At 45.4% G+C, this 23,129-nt stretch carries 14 protein-coding genes; 1 reads left to right on the top strand and 13 read right to left on the bottom strand.

What is annotated here, in order from left to right; translation table 11 throughout:
- Positions 1-221 precede the first annotated feature (221 nt).
- From CLV31_RS19945 to CLV31_RS19920, 6 genes are all read right to left on the bottom strand, one after another.
- On the bottom strand, positions 222-905 hold the full coding sequence (locus CLV31_RS19945) for a GNAT family N-acetyltransferase (RefSeq protein WP_111394851.1): 684 nt from the start codon (positions 903-905) through the stop codon (positions 222-224).
- 290 nt (positions 906-1,195) lie between these two features.
- Positions 1,196-2,347, bottom strand: a complete 1,152-nt coding sequence (locus tag CLV31_RS19940; RefSeq protein WP_111394850.1) for an efflux RND transporter periplasmic adaptor subunit — start codon at positions 2,345-2,347, stop codon at positions 1,196-1,198.
- A complete protein-coding gene (locus CLV31_RS19935; protein ID WP_111394849.1) occupies positions 2,347-6,669 on the bottom strand; it encodes a CusA/CzcA family heavy metal efflux RND transporter in 4,323 nt (1,440 codons plus the stop codon). Before CLV31_RS19935 ends, CLV31_RS19940 begins: the two co-directional genes overlap by 1 nt.
- 74 nt (positions 6,670-6,743) lie before the next feature.
- On the bottom strand, positions 6,744-8,126 hold the full coding sequence (locus tag CLV31_RS19930) for a sensor histidine kinase (RefSeq protein ID WP_111394848.1): 1,383 nt from the start codon (positions 8,124-8,126) through the stop codon (positions 6,744-6,746).
- Positions 8,123-8,791: a response regulator transcription factor gene (locus CLV31_RS19925; RefSeq protein WP_111394847.1), complete on the bottom strand. Its 669-nt coding sequence runs from the start codon at positions 8,789-8,791 to the stop codon at positions 8,123-8,125. The genes CLV31_RS19930 and CLV31_RS19925 overlap by 4 nt, the downstream gene beginning before the upstream one ends.
- A gap of 374 nt (positions 8,792-9,165) precedes the next feature.
- A complete protein-coding gene (locus CLV31_RS19920) occupies positions 9,166-10,401 on the bottom strand; it encodes a PepSY-associated TM helix domain-containing protein (protein ID WP_111394846.1) in 1,236 nt (411 codons plus the stop codon).
- A 538-nt stretch (positions 10,402-10,939) separates the two neighbouring features.
- Here CLV31_RS19920 and CLV31_RS19915 point away from each other — a divergent pair.
- A complete protein-coding gene (locus CLV31_RS19915) occupies positions 10,940-11,713 on the top strand; it encodes a hypothetical protein (protein WP_146250942.1) in 774 nt (257 codons plus the stop codon).
- Positions 11,714-11,718: 5 nt separating this feature from the next.
- On the opposite strand, the gene CLV31_RS19910 is transcribed toward CLV31_RS19915, so the two are convergent.
- From CLV31_RS19910 to CLV31_RS19880, 7 genes are all read right to left on the bottom strand, one after another.
- Positions 11,719-12,576 carry a transglutaminase family protein gene (locus CLV31_RS19910; RefSeq protein ID WP_111394844.1) on the bottom strand — a complete coding sequence of 286 codons (858 nt, stop codon included), beginning with the start codon at positions 12,574-12,576 and terminating at the stop codon, positions 11,719-11,721.
- A 2-nt stretch (positions 12,577-12,578) separates the two neighbouring features.
- Positions 12,579-13,322, bottom strand: coding sequence for a peptidase (locus CLV31_RS19905; RefSeq protein ID WP_111394843.1), 744 nt, complete (start codon positions 13,320-13,322; stop codon positions 12,579-12,581).
- A gap of 13 nt (positions 13,323-13,335) precedes the next feature.
- Positions 13,336-14,298, bottom strand: a complete 963-nt coding sequence (locus CLV31_RS19900; protein ID WP_111394842.1) for an alpha-E domain-containing protein — start codon at positions 14,296-14,298, stop codon at positions 13,336-13,338.
- Positions 14,299-14,309: 11 nt separating this feature from the next.
- Positions 14,310-15,737, bottom strand: coding sequence for a circularly permuted type 2 ATP-grasp protein (locus CLV31_RS19895; protein WP_111394841.1), 1,428 nt, complete (start codon positions 15,735-15,737; stop codon positions 14,310-14,312).
- A gap of 154 nt (positions 15,738-15,891) precedes the next feature.
- Complete coding sequence (locus CLV31_RS19890; protein WP_111394840.1) at positions 15,892-17,355, bottom strand: potassium/proton antiporter; 1,464 nt, start codon at positions 17,353-17,355, stop codon at positions 15,892-15,894.
- A gap of 112 nt (positions 17,356-17,467) precedes the next feature.
- On the bottom strand, positions 17,468-17,893 hold the full coding sequence (locus CLV31_RS19885; RefSeq protein ID WP_111394839.1) for a response regulator: 426 nt from the start codon (positions 17,891-17,893) through the stop codon (positions 17,468-17,470).
- A gap of 129 nt (positions 17,894-18,022) precedes the next feature.
- Complete coding sequence (locus CLV31_RS19880; RefSeq protein WP_111394838.1) at positions 18,023-22,942, bottom strand: PAS domain S-box protein; 4,920 nt, start codon at positions 22,940-22,942, stop codon at positions 18,023-18,025.
- Positions 22,943-23,129: the final 187 nt, after the last annotated feature.

The raw sequence follows: 23,129 nt of genomic DNA, 5'->3' as shown, positions 1-23,129 counted from the left end.
TACCAAAAAATGAATTAATTCAATGTTAAAACACTAAAAAATAGCTCAAATAAACCCGAAAGGCATTTTTACAACATTAACTCATCTTAACACATGAATAAACAGTCTTTATTAAACCAATCCACCAATCCAAAAAGTGTAGAAATAGTAAACAAAAGCATTCATCAAATCAGACTGGATTTTGCATTTAGCTCTGCAAAAAAGTTTGACATAAAGCAAGGTCACCCAACTTTCTCCAGCAAATACACTCTGAGCATAGCCCTGGACACAAACCCCAGGCTGGAATACAGCCTTAAAGCAGGAGTATTATCCGGATAAAGGTGCAAAAACGGAGTTTTGCCTCGCTGCTGAATTCGCTGAAGGATAAAGGGCATGACTTTCCTCGAAATCCCTTGCCCCGCAAAATCAGGATGGGTACAGACTGCACTCACTTCGGTGAAGGGGCTCGGGCTCAATCTGGAACCCGCCATGGACACCAATTTCCCATTGGAGAAAAAGCCAAAATAATCTCCAAAATCAATCGTCTTGGACAAAAACGGACCCGGCTTGGTGAGTTGAGTCAGGGCCAACATCTCAGGGATGTGACTTTCATTTAGATGATGGATTTGAGAGTTTGGTTCGATCTGGGAAAAATCCCGCTCGCAGACCATCTGTAGCAGTTCATGATCGTTGTGAACAGCCCATTTTTCATCCAAAACCAAATGCCCTGGAGGAAAAAGGATTACCCGTTGGCCTGGCTCGAGGAAGTCGTATAGCTCATCCAGATTTTCAGGCTCATACGCAGGCATCCCGGCAAAAAATCCCATATCCTGATTGATCAGTCGAACTCGGTCCGTGCCAAAAGAAAGAATTTGGCTTCCCGTATTTAGGGCATTCCAGATGGGATTATCGAGGGGATGAGGCATGTTTTCGGAGAAATTCAGAAGGCTAAATGCAGAAAGCTGAATCTTAAGACTGCTGACTGCGAAAGTAAAAAGCTAAAACCAAAAAGCTGAATCTTGTTGAAAAAATTCATTATCAAATCAGGACAAGTCTATTTTTCCGGAGATAGTCTATTCTTGATTTTCTAAACCACACTAGTCACACTGAAGCACATAGCCTTGATGTTGGGTTTTTCTATGTTTTCTATGTGTCTTTTGTCGTTCTTTAATTTCATTAGCACTAGCTTCTTCGAGCCTCTGTGGCAAACCAACCTTTACAAGAGATTAAACCCTCCCTTGACCAGCACCACAGTAGTAGAATCAAGCGCTTTTTCAGGTTCGATCGCCAAATAATGCTTGCCTTTAGCACCGGGAATGACTTTTACTTTTTCCAACACAAATCCGCTTTCAGTCTTAGCTTTCTGGATCAAAATATAGCGATCCTGATCCACCTCGAGTACCGACTCCTCAGGCACGGCCAAAGACTCTTGCGGATCCAGCTGAATCCTCGCCTGTAAAAACATCCCCGGAGTCAGTTTGGACTCCTGCTTTTCATCTACCAGGTGCGCATGCACATTGATCTGGCGCTGGGCATTGATCGACTGTCCTACGACATAGATTTTGGCTTCCATGATTTCACCCGGCCTGTCAGGACTGGTAAACTCCACCTTTTGTCCGGGGTGAACGCTACTCGCATCTTTTTCAAACAGCACCAATTCCACATGAATATGCTCTCGACTTAACAGCGAAACGGCCTTGCCCGCGGCAGGCAGAAACTGCCCCGGCACCACAAAGACATCCTCCACAAACCCGCTGATCGGCGAGGAGACTGCTACTTTCGTTCTAATCGTCTCGGGCGTAAGCTGATCCGCATTGATCTGAATCAATGAAAGCTGCTTTTTCAAACTCTCGGACTTGGCCAGGGCAGATTGGTAATCGGCTTCTGCTTTCAGGAAATTTTTCTGTGCTGAAATCTGCTCCGACGCCAAGGTTCGCTGACGCTCAAATTCAGCTTTGAGGTAGTTTAGCTGGCTTTTGGTCTCCAGGTAATCCTGCTGCAATCGGATAAAATCAGGATTTTCCAACGTGAAAAGCACCTCGCCTTTTCGGACCGCCTGCCCTTCGAGCAATTTCAAATCCTGGACATAGCCTCCGTAATAGGCCGCAATCTCCCGCATGCCTTCGACAGGAATCTGAATCGAACCCTGTACGGAAATTTCTTCGGAAAATTCCCCCGTATGCAGTGGACCCCATTCCATTTTCATGGTGCGAAATTGTTCCTCCGTAAGGACAATGTCCCGTGAATCTTCCGGAGCTTCTGTCACCTGAATGCCGTTTTCAGAAGACTCATTTTTGGAACAAGACATCGCAACTACTAGCGCGATGACACCTGGAAGTATGATTGTATAGGGCTGAGAAGTCTTCATCAGAAAGCTAGGTAAAGTAGTTCGAGTTGATTGAGTTGATAGTCCAGCCGGGCCTGCAGGTATTGTAGCGTGATGGTCCGGGAGTTTTCTACGAGTTGGACATATTGGAGAAAATCGATCTCCCCCTCCTGAAAGGATCGGCTGGCTTGGTTGCGAAGTTGATCGGCAAGGACTCTGCCTTCAGTCTCATAATAGTAGATGATCTGCTGGTTTTGATCCAGTCGCTTTTGGATAGCGGCATAGTTGGTTTCCAATCGGGAGCGAAAATTTTCCGACTCCAGATCGATCTGTTCCTGCGTAATTTTTCCGGCTTTGATTTTGGCAGATTGTGATCCGAAAAAGAGCGGAATCCCTACGCCCACTTCAAATCCGGGATAGACTTTTGAACCAGCCGCCAAGTTGCTTCCCCGGAAAAGATCTACATTGAAATTGGGCAAGAGTGAATTTTGCTGGACTTTGGTCTGATAAAAGGCCTGCATTTTGGCAGCTTCAAAAAGGGAAAATCCGGGATGAGTTTCCAGGTCGGTGTTCACCGCGAGCTTGATTTCTTCGGTAGAAATTTCCACCTCACCCTCCAGCTGAAGCAGACTTCTGAGTTGTTCCAAGGCTGTGGATTTGCCACGTTGGGCTTCTGATTTTCGGATATTGATTTCCCGCAGTTTGCTATCCGCAGTGAGTTTTTCCAGAAGATTCGACTCTCCGGTTTCCAGTCTTCGGTTTGCTGCTTTGGCAAACGAACCATACAAACTGTCCAGGAAATTGTAATTTTTCTCCAATTCGGACCAATAGGCTGCTGTCACGAAAGCCGTACTCACTTCCTTTTTCAAGGCCCGCAAATCCATTGCTAGGCGGGCTTCTTCCTGCTGTTGCCCTGAGCGAAGAGCATTTTTTTGAGCCCCATAAACGGTCGGGAAAGCAAAGCTCTGATTGATACCCCAAACCCTATTGAATACGCCGTTTTCGGCGATATCATTTTGATCCTGACGGTGAAAAACCGTGGTTTTGGGTACATCCCAAGCCGAACGAGTCAAGGCAGTGGCTGATTCCAAGCGTTTTTGCGAAGCTAGAATACCCGGATTTTGCTTTTCGGCGAGCTGAAGTGCTTCCTCCAAGGTCATTGGGGTCCTTTGCTGTGCAAAAGAAACCGCAAAGGGACTGAGCAAAAACAAAATCAGGAATGACGCTACTTTGGGAGCTTTAAACCCTCCCTTTTTGTCGGAATTAAACAAGACATACAATACCGGCAAAACGACCAAGGTCAACAGGGTGGCTGAAATCAATCCACCCACGACGACTGTAGCCAAAGGCCGCTGCACTTCGGCCCCTGCCGAACCCGAAACTGCCATCGGCAAGAAGCCTAAAGCGGCAGCTGAAGCTGTCAGCAATACCGGACGAAGCCGCTCCTTTGCCCCCACGATGACCAAGTCCTTAATGGATGTGTACTTATCTTTCATGGATTTGAAATGTTCGATCATGACGATCCCGTTGAGCACCGCGATCCCAAAAAGCGCGATAAAGCCCACGCCAGCGGAAATACTGAACGGCATATCTCTCAACCAAAGCAGCAGGATACCTCCGATCGCCGAAAACGGAATCGCCGTGTAAATCATAAAAGCATCCCTACTTGAGGAAAAAGCAAAATACAAGAGCACGAAAATCAACACCAAGGCCACCGGAACGGCGATCAAAAGCCGATTTCGAGCTTGCTGCAGGTTTTCAAATTGCCCTCCATAGTCCACCCGATAGCCTTCTGGAATGGAAATCTGATTTTTGACTATGGCCTGAATATCGTCCACCACGGATTGTAAATCACGGTTTCGCACATTGACACCGACGACGACACGGCGCTGGGTATTGTCCCGGGAAATTTTTGCAGGGCCCTTGGTGTAGGTGATTTTGGCCAATTCAGAAAGTGGAACGCTTCCACCTGAGGGAAGCTGAATGGCTGCATTTTCAAGGTTTTCGATGTCTTTTCTGTAAGGTGCATCAAAGCGTACCACGAGATCAAACTGCTTTTCTCCTTCAAAGACTGTCCCCGCACTGAGCCCTGCAAAACCCATGGTCACCACTTGATTGAGGTCTTCGACATTCAGTCCAAACTTGGCGATTTTAGCCCGGTCGTACTCAATCTTCATCTGAGGAAGCCCATCCACTTTTTCCAAAATGATATCCGCAGCTCCTTCCACTCCCTGGATCGCTGCCTCAATTTCTTGGGCAGTTTTCAACAGTACCTCGAGATCTTCCCCAAAGACTTTGATCGCCAAGTCTGCCCGCACACCCGTGATGAGTTCATTGAAACGCATCTCAATCGGCTGGGTAAATTCATAATCCAAGCCCGGAATGGCTTCCAAAGCCTTTTTGAACTCTTCTGCCAATTCGTCTTTGGTCTCGACCGTCGTCCATTCACTCGGCGGATGCAAGGTCACGATCACGTCACTTTCCTCCATGGACATAGGATCGGTGGGAATTTCGGCAGCGCCGATTCGGGTCACCACTTGCTTTACCTCGGGAAACTTCATCAGAATCCGCTCAATCTCGGTGATGGTCTCCACCGTGTTGGTCAGTGTAGTTCCGGTTTTCAAAACCGGCTGAATCACAAAATCCCCTTCATCCAGCGTCGGCACAAATTCTGAACCCATGGAAGAAAAGAGCCAGAAAGCCCCAACCAAAATCAAACTTGCTGCTGTGAGTACTGCTTTGGTATGTTTCAATGCCCAATTGATCGTAGGCTCATAGATTTTATTAAGAAAATTGATCAGAAGCACCGACACATTCCGTGGTCCGGGAGCCTCGGATTTGAGAAAAAGAGAGGAAACAACCGGTACATAGGTCAAGCCCAAAATCATCGCACCGATCAAGGCAAAGCTGAACACTTCCGCCATAGGACGGAACATTTTCCCCTCTACACCTGAAAGTGACAGAATCGGAATGAATACAATGATGATGATGATCTGCCCAAAAATGGCCGAATGCATCATTTTGGATGCTCCGGTAAAGGAAATCTTGTCCTTTTCGGCTTGCTTTTCGCTTCGGGTAAGCCCAGCTAGAGTCGAGGAGGATTTGGTAAACTGGTAGGCGATGTATTCTACGATGATCACTGCCCCATCTATAATAATTCCGAAGTCAATCGCACCCAAACTCATCAGATTGGCATCAACTCCGAAGATGTACATCATCGAAAGGGCAAAAAGCAAACTCAAAGGAATCACCGAAGCGACCACCAAGCCGGATCGGAAATTGCCCAAAAGTAAGACCACCACAAACACTACGATCAGACAGCCCAACACCAAGTTTTCGGTAATGGTAAAGGTGGTTCGAGCGATCAATTCGGAGCGATCCAAAAATCCGTTGATAAATACGCCTTCCGGAAGTGTATTCTCCATTTCAGCAATTCGCTCTTTGACTCGGTCAATGGTGCCTTTACCATCTGCACCTTTGAGCATCATGACTTGTCCGAGGACTTTTTCCCCTTCGGCATTGGCTGTAATCGCTCCAAATCGGTTGGCATGGCCAAACTGAACTTTGGCAATATCCCGGATGTAAATCGGACTGCCGTTTCTTACTTCAAGAACGATATTTTCGATATCCTCCAGGGTTTTTACCTGACCTTCACCCCGGATAAAAAAACTCTCATTGGTCTTTTCGATATAGCTTCCTCCGGCAATGGAGTTGTTTTTGGCCAAGACTTCATAGACTTGAGCCAAATTCACATTCATGGCCTTGAGGCGCTCGGGATTGATGGCTACTTCATATTCCTTAAGAAAACCGCCCCAAGTATTAACCTCAATCACCCCCTCGATGCCGGAGAGGTTTCTCCGTACCACCCAATCCTGAATTGTACGAAGATCAGTGGTACTGTAACGGTCTTCATAACCCGGCTTGACATCGATGATGTATTGATAGATTTCTCCCAAGCCAGTCGAAATCGGCCCCATAAAAGGCTGTCCAAAACCCTCAGGAATTTTTTCCTCGGCAATTTTCAAGCGCTCGGCAATCAGCTGACGGGGCAAGTAGGTGCCCATATCTTCCTCGAAAACAATCGTCACTACCGAAAGGCCAAACTTGGAGATGGAGCGGATTTCCTTTACTCCCGGGAGGTTAGCCATTTCCAATTCGACGGGGTAAGTCAGGAATTTTTCCACATCCTCTGTTGCCAGGTTGCGGGAAGTGGTGATGACCTGCACCTGATTGTTGGTCACATCGGGCACCGCACCGATGGGCAGATGGGATAGGGCATAGATGCCAAAACCCGTCCATGCGGTGATAAAAATGAAAATGAGGAGTTTGTGGGAAATGCTCCACTGAATGATCCGATCCAGCATGAATCCTAGTCTAGGTGAGGGACAAATGTCCAAAACCCAGCTTAGGACTGCCTTAGGCGATTCTTAAGATTGGCTTAAGATTGGGAAGGAAAATCCAATCGAAAGGTGCTTCCTACGTCTTTTTTACTGACCACAGACAGCTTGATTTGAGATTCTTGCGCTAATTTTTTCACAATGGCCAAGCCCAATCCCGTGCCGGGAATCCCCTGATCCAAAGCTTCTTTTTCCCTAAAAAACGGATCAAAAATCTGCTCCAAATGCGCCTCTGCGATACCGGAACCCGAATCGGCAACTTCGATATAGGGGAAAGCTCCGGATTTGCCCACGCGAAGAAATATATCTGAATCCTCAGGAGAATATTTAATGGCATTGTGCAGCAAATTGTCCAAGATCATCTCCAAGGATTTCTCGTTGGTGGTGATATAGATCGGCAAGCTGACCTGAGATTGAAAAGTGATTTTCCGTTTTTGCTCAGAGGAAATCTGATCCGCTTTTTCCTCCAAAAAGGTAATCAACTCCAGCTCTTCTCTGACCAGATTCTTGGCATTTTCCACCCGTGCCAAAGCCAACAGCTGATCGATCATCGCACTCATCCGATCGATGGTACCGAGTGCCGTCTGGATTTTTTGCTCGTATTCTCCTGAGGTTCTTGGCTTGCGAATCAATACCTCCAAGGTACCTCGAAGTACCGAAAGCGGAGTCCGAAGTTCATGGGATGCATCCGAAGTAAACTGTTTTTCCCGCTTCATCGCCTGCTCCAATCGCCCAAGTAGGTCATTGATTGAGCGGGTGAGTTGTCCGATTTCATCCTCCAGTTCGGGCTCGGGTACTCGCTCGTTGAGGTTTTTTTGGGTGATCTGATTCGTTTTTTCGATGATTTCCTGAATCGGCTCAATACTTTTTCCGGCCAGATAGCGCATAGTCAGGTAGAGTGAGATCAAGATCATCGGATAAAAAACCAGCAACACATTCCGAAGATTATCCAGCAATTCGCGCGTATCATCGAATGACTTGGCTAATAACAAATACCCTTCGTGCTTTCCTGCATTGTAGAGTGGAATTTGCCTGGTCCGGACTTCACTCGCACCGATCTTTTGCGTCCAGGCTTCATTTTTCAGGGATTTTTCCGGGGAAAAGCTCAGGTGATTTTCGCGCAGGTTGGGCGATCGATCCTTGGATTTCCCCTCCAAATCTACGATTTCAATAAAAATCGGATTGAGCTGGATTTGGCTGTGTTCCATTTCCTCCCATTCGTCCATGTGGAGAAACCGGATTTCTCCATTGACCAGGAAAATCTGATCCTTGTGCTTATCTGTTTCGAGTTGGAGCTCGTAGTCGATGTTGCGTACCACAGTGAAGCTCGCCACGAGGTAAATCAATACAAAGACGATCAGGATGATCAGCGCCGTGACCCATGTCAGCCTTCTGGCGATCCGCTCTTTGTAGGCCGTCCTCATCCTTCCTTTGCCATGTAACCCACCCCTCGGATGGTTTGGATGTAGTCCTCATCCCGATTGAGATGTAGTTTTTTGCGCAGCGAATTGATAAAGACATCGATCACGCCGGTGTTGTAATCAAAGTGAATATCCCACACGCTTTCGATGATGCGGGTGCGACGACAAACCTTGTTTTTGTTCCTGACCAAGTACTCCAGCAAAGCAAACTCTTTTTGCGTCAGCTGCACTTCTTCTCCATCCCGCATGACCAAGTGCTTGTCTGGGAAAATCTGAATAGGTCCCAAGGTCAGTTTTTCCTCTGAGGAGGTCTTTCCACGTAGCTGCACCCGAATCCGCATCAGCAATTCCTCAAAGTGAAACGGCTTTTTGATGTAATCATTTGCCCCGGTCTGCAGACCGAAAATGGTCTCATCCAGCGTGTCTTTGGCGGTGAGAAAAATGATCGGAGTCTGGGGAAAGTCCTTTCGAAACTGACGGGTCAACTCGATGCCGCTGATCCCAGGCACCATCCAATCCAAGAGTAGCAAATCGTAATTCCCGGAAAGAGCAAGATCTAGTCCGACTTTTCCGTTGTCCGCCACATCCACGGCAAAAGCCTCCTCCTCCAATCCTTGCTTGAGGAAATTGGAAATTCCGGGTTCGTCTTCGACTACTAAGATTCGCATGGTGCAAGATAATTTTTTTCATCGCAGGGGTTTAAAAAAAGATTAGCCACAAAGACAGAAAGACGCTAAAGGTGTTCAGTTTTCAGTGGCAGTTGGCAAGGAAGCATGGGAGTAGGGAAGTTAGGAGGTATGGAAGTAATTGAAAAGTCAGACTACTAAAAAGATGCATTTCACTTAGACTAACACAGCGAATTGTCTACGTTCTACAGAGGGAAAAACTCTGTGAATCTGTGGCCATATCTTAAAAACCCTTCGCGCCTTCGTGGCAAAAGGAAAAAATCTTTGCGCCCTCATATTTCTCCTTTGAGAACTTTGCGGCAAAAAAAAGGCTCCCTGCAACCAGAAAGCCCTTTTCGAAAAATCGAACCTTACTTTTAAGCCATCTCAGCTTCTGCGACAGAAGCAACTTTTCTCGCTTTGCTTGGCTTTTTCTTTTTCTTCTTTTTGTTCAACCAAATCAGCGTACCGGTAATCGGCAAAGAAGTCGCGATCAAGCAACCCACAAACCACAAAAACTTGGTAAACTGCCCGAAAATCTCCCCGGTATGCAGCGCCTTCACGGATCTTCCGATCTGCTGACGAACAGGCAAATCTCCAAACAGATTGGCTTCTTTCACTTCTAAATTTTCAGGATTTAACTTCAGCTGATCCGCTCCAGCCCGGGCAAAGAAACCGGTTCGGGACTTGCTGATCGACACCTCTCCTCCCGGCTTTTCAGGCAAGGTAATCCGCACATTTCCGGCATAATTGAGGTTTTTGTTTGCTGCAAGCAGAATCTCATCCAAGGACAAAACGTAAGTGGGTTGAGCAGCCTCTTCCGAAGGTATTTCTTCTTTTTTTGCCTGTTCAGGACTTGGACCTTTCTTCTCTTCCTTTGGAGCTTGATAAGTATCCCAGGTCTTTTGCCAGCCCGTCTTATACCACTGGTAGGACCAAAATGGACCAGTCACCGCCATGATAAAGAGTGCTCCCAAGGAGTAAAACGCCAAGGTATTGTGTAGGTCATGATTGACTCGCTTCCAATTACCAGACCATTTCACTTTCAAACCCTGCTTCCAATTTTTGACTTTCTGAGGGACCCAGATTACCATACCGGTGATGACTCCCAAGAGAAAAAGTAAGGTAGCCACCCCGTTGATGAAGCGGCCCAATTCCTGATTGGTCATGCTTTCCAGGATCGGCTTTTCGATCTTGTCCAGAAGCAACCAACGATGTAGGGAAAACATGTAACCCATAAATTCCTCTGCGCTGGTTTTTTCGACATTATCAGCCAAAATATTACCTGAATAAGGATCTACAAAAAGAGTAGCCGGTCTTTCCTGACCCTCTTTTTTCACGGAAAACTGCACCGTTCTTCCCTCCTGCTGAAATACATTCACCCCGACAATCTGTCCATCCACTTGACTTTCTACCGAAATTTTCAGCTCATCCAGTGATTGTGGAGTTCCTTGTTTTTCCACAAAATATCGCTCTGAATCAAAAAATTCCCTGATTTCGGTATTGTACACATAAATCGTCCCACTCAGACAAACGGCAATCACAATCAGTCCACAGGTCAATCCTGCATAGAGGTGAATATCATTGAGAAACTTACGGACGGGCTTCCACATAGACTCTTATTTTTATCTGGAACAAATCTAAACAAGAGTTTTTTATTATTTAGAAATGATCTAAAAAAATATTTGAGTGGTAAAAAAATTTTACAAGATTTCCTGAAACCAGTTGTCCTTTTGCACCCCACTTGGACTTTTGCCAAAAAAAATCAGGATTATTCCATGATTAAGGAATACTTTAGAATTACCGTTACCAGGCTCAGGTAAAATGGCCTGATTTGGTATCTTTCTGCAAAATTCCAGTGTATAAAATGCCCATGAGAAAATGCCTCACCCAAGGAAAAGATTATCCAGGGCATTCTCCCGATGAAAGATCGGGACAGGCTAGGTGGCAAATGAAAATCAAATTATAAACAGATGAAATGCCCATGAGTAAATGCTTCTCACACAGGGGAATGATTATCCGGGGCATTCCATCTGGCCATTAAAAATCAAATTATAAACAGATGAAATGCCCATGAGTAAATGCTTCTCACACAGGGGGATGATTATCCGGGGCATTCCATCTGACCTTAAAAAATCAAATTATAAACAGATGAAATCCCACTCGCTTCTTTATTTGATTCTATGCTTTCTCACCTTTTCAGCCTGTAGTGAACAACATTCAGGACCTGATCCCCGACTCAATCAACCTGAAGATTTCAAGAAACTCCTTGATGCCCATGGAGATTGGGCGAAATGGATAAGCGCTAGATCATTTTCTTTCGCCATGGTCCATGAGACGACTTTGGAATGGGAAAACCATTATTTAGACCTTCAAACTGGAAAAGTAAGGATCGATGCGGATTTGTATCAGGCCGGAAATGATGGAGAAAAAGTCTGGGTAAGTCCCAACAGACAGTCTTTTCCAGGGCAGTCCGTTCGATTTTATCACAATCTCTACTCCACTTTCCTGAGCATCCCTTACGTACTCACAGATACCACGGTCACCGTGACTAAAATCCCCAACCGGGTTTTCAACGGAATTTCATTTGAAACGCTGGAAGCCAAGGTAAAAAACGGGGCACTGATCGGGCCATCAGACCGCTACACCTTACTGATCGATCCTGAGACTGGCCGATTGGCATGGGTATTATTTTCGGTGAAATTTTTTGACCGAAACAATCAGATTGAGGAAGCCTTGTATTACGAAGATTATCGGGATGCCAATGGATTGGTTTTCCCGAGGGTGATCACCGGATACCAGACCGAAAATGACTCCTCCAGACGAATCAGATATCAAACCAGTTTTTCAGATGTGTTTTTGGTAGAAAAATCACTCGAAAAAGATCTTTTTGAGATGCCAAAGACCGGAGTGACAACAAATTGAAGTGATTATTTGTGAAGTAGTTTGATTTGCACTTCGGTATGGAGTTGGGAATCATTTCCGCCCGAAAAAGTACCTTGAACAGGCAGGGTTCGCTTTGGATCCGGGTGAGTAGCCAAAGGGATATAGCTATGGTCTGTAAACAATCCCAAACTAGGATCCATCCCAACCCATCCGGCTCCGGGGAGATAGACCTCTAGCCATGCGTGCAGCTCGTGGCCGTCTTCCAAGTCGGGATTGAAGGCATAGCCCGAAACAAATCTCGTGGCCAGTCCCAATTCCCGAAGCATTTCCATTTGCATCAGAGCCAGGTCTCTGCAAGAGCCTTTCCGCTGTCCAAATGTAAATTCGGCGGGCCAGATACTTTCTTCATGCCGAATCTCATGGCTCCAATTTTGGTATATAACCTGAGTGAGGCGAACCAAAAAATCAACCAAACCTTGAGAAGAATCGCGGATTTCCAAAAGAAAATCCCGAAAGCCAGATCTTTCCTCTTCTTGCAAAAAAGGAATCAAAAAAGCTGTTTTTTCTTCATAATTGAATTGGAACAAGGGACTTTGCCACCCTCCATCCTCGAAGCTTTTATCCAGAATAAACCCAAAGGGATTGAATGATTGGAGTTTGAAAATCCATTCCCCACTGATTTCCAACAGACTCCATTCCCCGGTAAACCAGCATTGCTTATACCAATTACCCGCAAGATCTTGGCGAAAATTCAAGCCCTCGGGATGAGGCTGAACCCGAAATTTTTGATGTTCGATTCTAAAATAGGGTCTATGCTGCGGAACCAAATAGAGCTTGTGAATCCCCAAAGTCACAGGATCGGAATACGTGTACCGGGTATGATGCCAAATCTGAATCAGCATGATCAGGAGTCTTTTGAAAGGAACTCAAACTTTTCAAAGGCACCATTCAACACCTCTGAGGGCAACTCTGCGATGGCATTCTTGAGCCGATTGTTCCAAAAGGCAGAAACATGTTCGAGTTCTTTCTGCTTAAATCGCTTCTCTTGGGTAAAATACTCCCCGTCCTTCAGGACTACCGTGTCAATGGGATAATCCACATCGTTGGCAGAAATCCGGGTGGCATCAAAAGCCAAAAAGGCACATTTCAAAGCATATTCCAGGGAATCGTCGTAATGAAGTGAGCGCTTGAGTACCGGATGCCCAAAGCCCGTATTCCCGATGATGACGAACGGAGTACCTTTTCGTATCTCGATCCAATTTCCCTGTGGATAAAGCAGGTACATTTTGGGCTCCGGATCATCCTCCAATTGCCCTCCGATTATAGAAAACAGATTGAACTGAAAGCCCGCCTCTTCCAGGAAGTGTTTATCTTCCTTGGCTACGATTTTCACCTGATTCCCAAATTCATTGACTGCCTGATACAGCTTGGTAAAGGAATCGTCCTGCTTGGCGATTACTTCTGAAAAGTAGGTAATTGCTTTGTCCCTGACTGACCGAAGACCGGAAGTCATGATAAAAAACGAGTGTTTTTTTCGATTGACAGTATATACTTTTTTGGATGTGGTGGTCTCATTGCCGGAGGTAATCCGGGTATCCGAGAGGCCCACCAATCCTTGTTTGGTTTTGATGCCCAGGCAAAAGGTCATGGGTACGGGAGGGTTAGGTAATGAAATTGTCCTTAAGACGGAAATAAGTACTGTCTATCAGATCGGAAATATGGTTGATTTTCAGTTGAAGTGTATCCAAATATTCATGAAGGCCTACAGAAATTATATCATCGACATCTGAGTACTCCAACCGGGAACGAAGTTCGCCTATAGATTTTTCTGCGGAATTTTTGAATCCCTCCGAAGAACTACCCGAAATACAATGTAAGCACCGTTCGGCTTCCTTGAGGCAATAGTATATGGATCTTGGGAAATACTTGTTTAGAACCAAAAACTCAACTATTCCCGAAGGATCAATATTTCCATATAGCCTACGGTAAGTATTGAATCCTGTCACCGACTTGAGCAAAGCCATCCAATGGAGAAAGTCCAAAGGGGAACCCACTTCGATGGGAGAAGGCAGTAAAATATGGTATTTGACATCCAAAATCCGGGAAGTCTTGTCCGCCCGCTCCAACAATTGGCCCAATTGGCGAAAATACCAGCCCTCTGTTCTGGCCACCGTCGAATCTGCCAAGCCGTAAAGCAGCAAAATCTGGTTTTTCACCATTTCAAAAAACTGCCGGGGATCTTCCTTCTTCCATACCTTCTTTTCCATGCCTGTTTGCAGCATGTAATAGAGCTCATTGACTTTTTCCCAGGTTTCTTTGCTTAGATTTTCCCGAATGATCCGGGCATTTTCCCGTGCCTTATTGACCGAGGAAAGCATGGAATTGGGATTCTCTCCATCAAAAGTCAAAAAGTACATGACCTGATGGCGCTCATATCCTTGGTATTTTTTCAGATAAAGTTCCAAATCTCCCGTCGCCGCAACCAAGGGTTCCCATTGTTCCTTGAGATCCTGGGGTAGGTCTTGCATCAGATTGAAATTGACATCAATGAACCGGGCATAATTCTCTGCCCTTTCCAGGTATCGACCTAACCAGTATATGTGACTTGCTACTCTGCTCAGCATATTTCAAATCGTTAATTGTACAAAACCCAAGTATCCTTGCTCCCTCCTCCCTGTGAACTATTGACCACCAAGGAACCTTCCTTGAGCGCCACTCGAGTCAAGGCGCCCGGAATTACCTCAATCTCTTTTCCATAAAGAATGTACGGCCTGAGGTCTACATGCCTTCCTGCGATTCCATTCTCTGTCAGGCAGGGTACGGTTGAAAGAGAAAGAGTGGGTTGGGCAATGTAATTTTCCGGGTTTTCTGAAATCAGTTTTTTAAATCGCCCGTGTTCTTCTTTGGTGGATTTTGGTCCGATCAGCATCCCATAACCTCCTGCGGCATTGGTTTCTTTGACCACCAATTGATCAATATGATCCAGGACATACTTGCGGTCATTTTCCTCACGGCATAGGTAGGTGGGAACATTGTGTAGGATAGGCTCCTCACCCAAGTAATACTTGATGATTCGAGGGACATAGGCATAGACTGCCTTGTCATCCGCAACGCCGGTTCCGGGAGCGTTTGCAAAAGCCACATTCCCAGCTTTGTACGCCTCAAAAATTCCTGGCACCCCCAGCATGGATTTGGGATTGAAGGTAAGCGGATCAATAAATGCATCATCTATCCGTCGATAGATCACATCGATTTGTTCCAGCCCTTTGGTGGTCTGCATGTACACCTTTTTGTCTTTGACCAACAAGTCTACGCCATTGACCAATTCGACGCCCATTTGGAGCGCCAGGTAAGAATGTTCGAAATAAGCCGAATTGTAAATCCCCGGTGTCAATACCCCTACCACAGGTTTGGGTTTGTCGCTCAAAAACTGAAGCATCTTCAGCAGCTTCGCGGGATAATCCGAAACCGGCATTACCCCTTCGTCATTGAACAATTGGGGATACGCCCGCTTGATGATTTCACGGCTTTCGAGCATATAGCTGACTCCGGATGGACAGCGTAGATTATCCTCGAGAATATAATATTCCCCGTCCTTGTCCCGGACCAAATCCGTTCCGGTAATATGGCACCAGATTCCTTTGGGAGGAGTCAGCCCCATGCAAGGCTTCAAATAATCCTTAGAGTTCAAAATCAACTCAGGAGGCACGACCTTATCTTTTAGGATTTTCTGGTCATTATATACATCCTGTAAAAAAAGGTTGAGTGCATGGACGCGTTGCTTGAGTCCGGCCTCCAGCTTTTTCCACTCTGAATTGGGGAGAATTCTGGGAATGATGTCCAAATGGAGAATTTTCTCCAGCCCCTGATTGTCATGGTAGACATTGAAGGTCATCCCCATTGCCTTTTGAGTTTTGTTGGCTGAGAATTGGAGCTGATTCATTTTCTTGGAAGAAACTTTACTCAAAAACTGGTAAAACTCCCGATAATGTGGCCTAATTGCTCCCTCTTTGGTAAACATTTCATCGTAATGCTCCTGACTGGAATATCCTTCTGTTTTCATAGGCTTCTCATTTTTCTCACAGTAAGATAGAAAAGAAACCTGAAAATAAAATTTTATCAAAAATTTGAGTATTTACGATTCATTTATTCACCCGTAATCCCCATTTATTAAATAAAAATCAAAAAAATCGCAAATTTTTATGCATAACCTCCGATCAGATTATCCCCAACACTTCCCTGATTTTTTGCTCTTCAGACTCTGAATTGACCATAATCATCAGCTGATCACCTGATTTGAGTTCGGTCGATCCATTGGGAGTGATGTATTTCTGATTTCTGCTGACCAAAACGATTAAGGCGGTCTTTGGAAAACTCAAGTCGAGGATTTTTTTTCCGTCCACCACCGAATCTTGAGGAAGTACGATCTCTACCAAGGCATTTTTGAAGCCGTCAGACAGTTCGATATCCAGGAGACTTTTTCTTTTCAAACGCTCCGGAACTGCAAGGTGGAGCCATTTGGCCACTTTGGCCAAGGAAGTTGCCTGTAAAGACACCGAGGCAATCACGATAAAGAAGACGATGTTGAATATCTGATTGCTTTTGTCAATCCCGGCGATAAGCGGGAAAGTGGCAAATACGATCGGTACGGCCCCCCTCAGTCCTACCCAACTGATGAATAGCTTTTCTCGGGTATTGTATTTGAAAAAAATAAGCGACACCCATACCCCCAAGGGTCTGGCCACAAAGATCAGAAACATGGCAATCAGGAATCCAATCCCCACCACGGGCAGTACCTCACTGGGAAATACCAACAATCCCAAGGTAATAAACATGACGATCTGCATCAACCAAGCGACCCCATCAAAAAACCGGATGTAACTTTTGTAATGTAGAATACGGGACTGGTTCATGGTGATGCCGGCAAGATAAACAGCCAAGAATCCATTTCCCCCGATACGATCGGTCAACGCATAGATCATAGCCACCAATCCCAGCATCAAGACAGGATATAATCCTTCGTATTCCAAATTGATTTTATTGACCAGAAAAACGCATATTTTACCCAATCCATAACCCGCAAGTGCCCCCAAAATCATCTGTTTGAAAAACAAAGGCACCAAATCAACCGGCGTAAATCCTTCCAGACTAAGCCAAGTCGTCAGTCCAATGGTCAAAAAATAAGCCATGGGATCATTGCTCCCGGATTCCAACTCGAGAAGCGGACGAAGATTTCCTTTCAAACCGATGCTTTTGTTTCTGAGTATGGAAAAAACAGCCGCTGCATCGGTTGAGGACACAATTGCCCCCAATAGAATCCCTTCCTTGAGGGAGAAATCCCCCACCCAAGTGGCAAAAATCCCAACTGAAAGGGCGGTCAATAAGACACCCAAGGTGGAAAGTACGATTCCGGGGCCCATGACGGGCTTGATGGATTCCCACTTGGTATCCAATCCACCCGAAAAAAGGATGTATGTCAGGGCCACTACTCCCAAAAACTGGGCGGCAAAAGGATCATTAAAGGTGATTTTTCCCAGACCATCTGTGCCTGCCAACATTCCTACCCCAAGAAAAAGTAACAAGACGGGAATACCGGCTCTACCTGCTGTCTTGCTGGCGATAATGCTCATGATGAGCAAAAAGGAACTGATTAAAATGATATTTTCCGGGGTAATGAGCATGGTAAAAAGGTATATTAAAAGCGCTCTGGGATTCTAAAGCATTAAAAAGTTAAAAAATTACGAAAGGAATTTGGTTCCCTGTCTCTAAAAAAAAACAGGGCTGAGTTCCTATTTAGGAGCGTACCTCTTCCTGATTGAGAATAAATTGATCGATTACTCCCACAATCTCTTCGTAGGCATACATATCTGAAGGCTTTGAAATGAACAAGTTAGCATTCAGCTTCTCGGCAGCTTCCCGATCGGATTTTGATGAGGAGGTAGTCAGCATGATCACCGGAATATTTTTTGTTTTTTCCTGTGACTTGATCATTGACAGCACTTCGATGCCGTTTTTGATAGGAAGGTTAATATCCAACAAGACTAAGTCAGGAAGCTGTACTTCCGAAAACCTTCCGGATTGAGCCATGTACTCCATCGCATCTTTCCCGGTTTTCACCACCTTGATTTCATTTTGGACCGTCAGGGCTTCCAGGGCTTCCGTGGTCAAAAGAATATCTCCTTCATTGTCTTCGACCAAGAGAATTTGAATTTTCCTCATTTAGATAAATTTTAAACATTAAACCCCGAACGAGCATCCTCATCAGGGACTATACCTACTGCTTGAAGACTGGATTAGCCTTGCAAATCTTTGTCCGGGAAGCTACTACTCCACACCAGTTTCACACCATCATTTCCTTAAAGTAAAACTAAATACCGTACCTACTCCAGGAGTGGATTCGACGCTTATTTTCCCTCCGAGATTCTCCACCAGTTTTTTCACAATTGCCAGCCCGATACCTGTTCCGGCATATTGATCTTTGGTGTGCAACCTCTGAAAAATCACGAAGATTTTATCGAGGCTATCCGCTTCGATTCCTATTCCGTTGTCCTGAACTTTAAACTCCCAATGGGTTGGAAATTCAATACAGGAGATTTTCACCTCCGGCGGTACCCCCTCCTTACTATATTTCACAGCATTGCTGATCAGATTTTGGAAGATTTGAAAAAGAGGGGTTTTTGAACCTAACACCACAGGCATCTCGCCCCAAAAGACCGCTGCCTGCTTACTTTCGATCAGCTGAGCCTGTAGGGTGCAGACCTCTTCCAATACGGATTGGATGGAGACTTCTCCTACTTCATCATTCATCCTTCCCACACGGGAAAACTCCAAAAGATCCAGAATAATCTGCCGCATTCTTTTGGCACCATCCACCGCAAAATGAATGTACCTGTTGGCCTTTTCATCCAATTGGTTTTTGTATTTGATCTCCAACTGGGACAAAAAGCTGGACACCATGCGCAACGGCTCTTGCAAATCATGGGATGCGACGTAGGCAAACTGCTCCAATTCGGCATTGGAAATAGCCAATTCTCTTGCACGAGCTTCGAGTTTCTCATTGAGTTCGCGGAGTGAATTTTCATACATTTTCCGCTCAGTGATATCGGTGATTGCTCCGACCAACCTCAAGGGACTCCCCTGATGATCCCGAATGATCATTCCCCGATCGGTAACAAATGCATAGGTTCCATCATGTCTTCTAAACCGGTATTCGTTGTAAATGTGGGCATTGTGAACATCCTGAATGGCGTTTTCAACGACCTCAAGAGTTCTTTCCAAGTCCTCAGGATGAATGTGTCGTTCCCAAGTATCGTATGAAATCTCTCGCGGATCGTAAGTAAATCCAAACAAATTTTTGTAACCAGGCCCCCAGTAGAGCTTGTCTGCCCTAACGTCCCAATCCCATATGGCATCATTGGTCACTTCCGAAACCCGTTCAAATCGCTCATTGGACTGCCTGATTAACTCTTCGCTTGTCTTTCGAAGGGTAACATCTTTCAAATACACCGAGAGTCCAATTTCCGAAGGGTAGATAGATATCTCCAGCCATTTGCCCAAAAGCTGAAAATACTGCTCATAACGAAGCACTTTACCTATCTCTATAGCCTCACGAAGTTTGCCTAGAGTGATATTTTCTTGGGTCAATGGAATCAAACTCCACACACTGCTTCCCACCCGCTCCTCTTTGGTACCTCCAAAAAGTTGGGCGGCCACTTGGTTCCAATAGGTGATGGTCCCCATCTTGTCCACGGATAGGAAGGCATCACCGATACTTTCTAAGATGGCGTTTTTTTGCTCGAAAGATTTTTCCAGCTCAATCTGAGCGATTTTCAGATCGGTGATATCCTGGATAATCCCAAATACCCTCTTGCATTGTCCATCCCGAAACTCTGCTTGTCCTTGGGTTCGGATCCAGATTTTTTTCCCTTTGGCGGTAATTATGGGAAGCTCTAGATCATACGGTTCTCCGGTATCCTGGCATCGGTAAAAAACTTCGGTAATCACAGGAATAGCCTCCGGAGCATAAAAACTGATTCCTCCCTGCACAGTGGGCAAATAATCGTTGGCCACTTCATGGATTTCTTTGGTCACAGCGCTCCAAAATTGGGTCTCCTTCCGCACATCTACATCCCAAAATCCGATTCTCGCCATCTTATTGGCTCGCTCCAACAGATCCTCGAGCTCCTTCTCCTCTGTGATGTTCTTTGCTACCGAATAGATAAGCTCCTCCTCGTAGACCACTGTATTGTTCCAGTCCAGCCAAAGGGTCTGTCCTTCTTTGGTAATAAATCGATTGATGAACTGCGCCTGACGATTTCCTTCTCTCATCTTCTGAAGCTCAGATTCAGAACTTTGATGATCCTCTGGATGAAGAAAATAATCTATTCTGTTTGCCAGAAGCTCTTCTTCAGAATAACCGAGCAGCTGAGTCCCCCCCTTGTTGATTTTCTTGAACTTCCCGTCAAAACCCCAGATACAAATGATATCCTGAGCGGTATCAAAGATCTGGGAAAGCTCATCCTGTACCTTTTTTCGATGAATTTCAGCACCCAGCATATCAGTCATCGGCTCGAAAACCTCAACTGCCGAATTCACTGCTCCATTTTTTTGATCTGTGGCAAAAACGATCACGCCGATCACTTCCTGACTGTAATGAAGCGGAAGCCCGAACGCAGTGGATAGTCCTGAACTTAAGACCAGTTCTTTTCGAGGAAACTCTTCCTCTGAACAGGACTCATCGATTTGAAGATTTCGATTGGCCTCCCAGATTTTTCCGGGCAGCCCTTCACCAGGTTTAAAACTTTGGATATGGGAAGAAATTTCCATAAACCTTTTTCCCTTGTCAGTTTGGGCAAATCGGGCCACCAAATTGACCTTTGTCCGATCGGCATTAACCAACCAAACCTCTGCCCCATCGAGTTCTTTGAACTGGACCAGTTTTTCCAAACTTCGATCCAAGGCCAAATTAAACCGTTCTTCCTCTCCAAAGATCAGCATGATTTGTGAAACCAGCTCTCGCTTCTGCTCCTCTACTTTTTGGGCTGTGACATCTCGTTGGATCGAAATCCAATGGGTAAACCACCCTTTTGAATCTGCCAAGGGACTGATCGAGAAATTATTCCAAAACTCCTCCCCGTTTTTCTTGTAATTGATAACAGTCACCTCACAAGATTGCCAAGCTTCCATAGCCTTTCGGAGATGGGCAAACTCCGGGGAATTCGTCTTGGGGCCATGCAAGATGCGGGGATTTTTTCCTAAAATCTCCTCCTCCGAATAGCCGGTCATCCTGGTAAATGCCTCATTGACATAGATAATTCTGGGCCCGGGCGATGAAAAAGGCTCTGCCTCAGTAATAATTACCGCATCATTGGCATTGGTAATCACACTTTCGAGAAGCTTGAGCCTCAATTCCTCTTTAAGCTGCTGAGTCACATCGTGCATTAAGACTAAGGAGACTCGCCGCCCTTTATAGGTGATCATTTGGGCATTGATCTCGACATCCAGTGGGTTTCCAGCCTTGTCAATGTGGCGAGAAATCCCATAATATAGCCTGACACCTTCGTACTCTACCCAGTTTTCGGTTTTGGATTGCTCTTTAAACTTTGGCACTTCTTCTTTCGGGCGCATGTCATAGACTGACATATTTAAAAACTCTTCCCGGGTATAGCCATAGATTTCACAGGCACATTCATTCACATCCAGAATTTGAGCAGTTTCCAAATCCCAGATGAGCATGGCTCCCGGATTATTTTCGAAAAGGTATTTGTACTGCTGTTCGGAGGATTTGAGATCGGTCTCGGTCTTGATGAGTTCTGAAATATTTGAACTATTGACGATGATACCGCCGATATGAGGATCATCCAGCAGGTTTGTCCCCACAGATTTGAGCCAGATGTATTCCCCGTCTTTTTTACGAAACCTGTAAGGTTGTGAGTACACTTTCTTGACCGTAAAAACCTGTTGAAAGGAGGCATACAACTGCGGCACATCGTCTGGATGAATCAATGAAAAAGCCTGTAGCCCCTTCAGTTCCTCCAAGCTGTAACCCAAAAAAGAGGAATACGAAGGACTGTTGAAAATATATTCACCGTTGGAATTGAGCACTGCAATCATCTCCACCCCTTCACTGATGAGCTTCTCAAATCTGATTTCGGAATCCTGCAACTTCAGTTGAGCTTCTTTTTCCTGAGTCACATCCAAAATGATCGAATCCCAAATCAGGGTACCATCCAAAAGCTTTCGGGGATTTCCGCTGGCTCTATGCCAATATACACTTCCATCAGGATGGAAAAATCTCCATTCAGACTCCCAAGTAGTGAGATTTTTTGCGGATTGGATTATGGATTCTTTGACCTGTGAGACATGCCTTGGATCGATGTGATCCCAGATTTTGGATACATCCTCCATTGCCTCTTTTTGGCTTACCCCACAGTAGGTCTTGACTCCTTCAGACACATACAGAATCCGGTCCTTCCCTTCTGGACTCAACTCATAACGGAGTACTATTCCCGGAATATTTCGGGTTAAATTCTGGACTTGGATTTCAAGATTTTTAAGTTCGGTGATATCGGTGACCGAAGTAACCTTATATTCCTCTCCCTCGGGAGTAGTCAGTTTATCAGCAAAAATCCTGACCGTTAGGATCTTTCCGGTTTTGTGAAGTACTTCTACCTCAGACGGGGGCTCCTGTCCTTTGGAAAAAAAATCCCCATGCAGGCGGCTCATCCACTCATGGTATTTGGAGTCCAACACCAATGTGAAATGCTTTCCAAGCAGCTCTTCTCTCGTGTACCCATAAATGCTGCAATATTCCCGATTGACTTCTACAAAAAGCCCCTCTCTATTGGTGATGCAGATCCCCATAGATACCGAATTGAACATCGTGCTGAGAAGGCTATTTGACTGAATCAAGGCCAAATCAACGAAAAATTGATCCATACATCGGATTCCCAGCCCAATTTTGGCTATTTCCTCTCCCGTCACATAATGGGGCAATACCGTCACCTCACATTTTTTGAATAGATTTTTGGAGCAGGGAAATGGGATTTCTACTGAAAAACTTTCTCCTTTGAACCCTCTATTCAGGCAGGAAATAAAGTCTTCTTTGTAGGCTGGAAGCATCAAGTCAGGCAAATAATCCCCCTTGACAACCGCCAATCCCAGACCCTCGGAGATTTTGGCGAGTTGCTCAGCCGGTGTATCCTCCAGACAATAGTCCGGGGACACCTGAATAAACACCATCGTGTTTATTTTTTGTGTTGTTTTCATAAGTGGGGAGATAAGCCCAATGGTTCATTTCTTGCCCGAGGCAAACTGTACCTGAGTAACTTGATAGCAGGGCACAGTGAATACGGATCTACTTGATCTTGGGGCTTCGATGGGGTGATAAAGCCGACCAACTCAAATGATTTCGATACAAATTAGCTATTGTATCAGCTGCGAGACTTTAGCGTTT

Origin of the sequence: Algoriphagus aquaeductus (genome assembly GCF_003253485.1) — a bacterium.
GTDB lineage: Bacteria > Bacteroidota > Bacteroidia > Cytophagales > Cyclobacteriaceae > Algoriphagus > Algoriphagus aquaeductus.
The sequence above is the reverse complement of the archived record's forward strand: the minus strand, read 5'-3'. Positions and strand labels throughout refer to the sequence as shown.

Excerpts from the sequence above, each read along its gene's own strand:
- CLV31_RS19945 (WP_111394851.1), bottom strand. The coding sequence starts at position 905 with ATGCCTCATCCCCTCGATAATCCCATCTGGAATGCCCTAAATACGGGA.
- CLV31_RS19940 (WP_111394850.1), bottom strand. The coding sequence starts at position 2,347 with ATGAAGACTTCTCAGCCCTATACAATCATACTTCCAGGTGTCATCGCG.
- CLV31_RS19935 (WP_111394849.1), bottom strand. The coding sequence starts at position 6,669 with ATGCTGGATCGGATCATTCAGTGGAGCATTTCCCACAAACTCCTCATT.
- CLV31_RS19930 (WP_111394848.1), bottom strand. The coding sequence starts at position 8,126 with ATGAGGACGGCCTACAAAGAGCGGATCGCCAGAAGGCTGACATGGGTC.
- CLV31_RS19925 (WP_111394847.1), bottom strand. The coding sequence starts at position 8,791 with ATGCGAATCTTAGTAGTCGAAGACGAACCCGGAATTTCCAATTTCCTC.
- CLV31_RS19920 (WP_111394846.1), bottom strand. The coding sequence starts at position 10,401 with ATGTGGAAGCCCGTCCGTAAGTTTCTCAATGATATTCACCTCTATGCA.
- CLV31_RS19915 (WP_146250942.1), top strand. The coding sequence starts at position 10,940 with ATGAAATCCCACTCGCTTCTTTATTTGATTCTATGCTTTCTCACCTTT.
- CLV31_RS19910 (WP_111394844.1), bottom strand. The coding sequence starts at position 12,576 with ATGCTGATTCAGATTTGGCATCATACCCGGTACACGTATTCCGATCCT.
- CLV31_RS19905 (WP_111394843.1), bottom strand. The coding sequence starts at position 13,322 with ATGACCTTTTGCCTGGGCATCAAAACCAAACAAGGATTGGTGGGCCTC.
- CLV31_RS19900 (WP_111394842.1), bottom strand. The coding sequence starts at position 14,298 with ATGCTGAGCAGAGTAGCAAGTCACATATACTGGTTAGGTCGATACCTG.
- CLV31_RS19895 (WP_111394841.1), bottom strand. The coding sequence starts at position 15,737 with ATGAAAACAGAAGGATATTCCAGTCAGGAGCATTACGATGAAATGTTT.
- CLV31_RS19890 (WP_111394840.1), bottom strand. The coding sequence starts at position 17,355 with ATGCTCATTACCCCGGAAAATATCATTTTAATCAGTTCCTTTTTGCTC.
- CLV31_RS19885 (WP_111394839.1), bottom strand. The coding sequence starts at position 17,893 with ATGAGGAAAATTCAAATTCTCTTGGTCGAAGACAATGAAGGAGATATT.
- CLV31_RS19880 (WP_111394838.1), bottom strand. The coding sequence starts at position 22,942 with ATGAAAACAACACAAAAAATAAACACGATGGTGTTTATTCAGGTGTCC.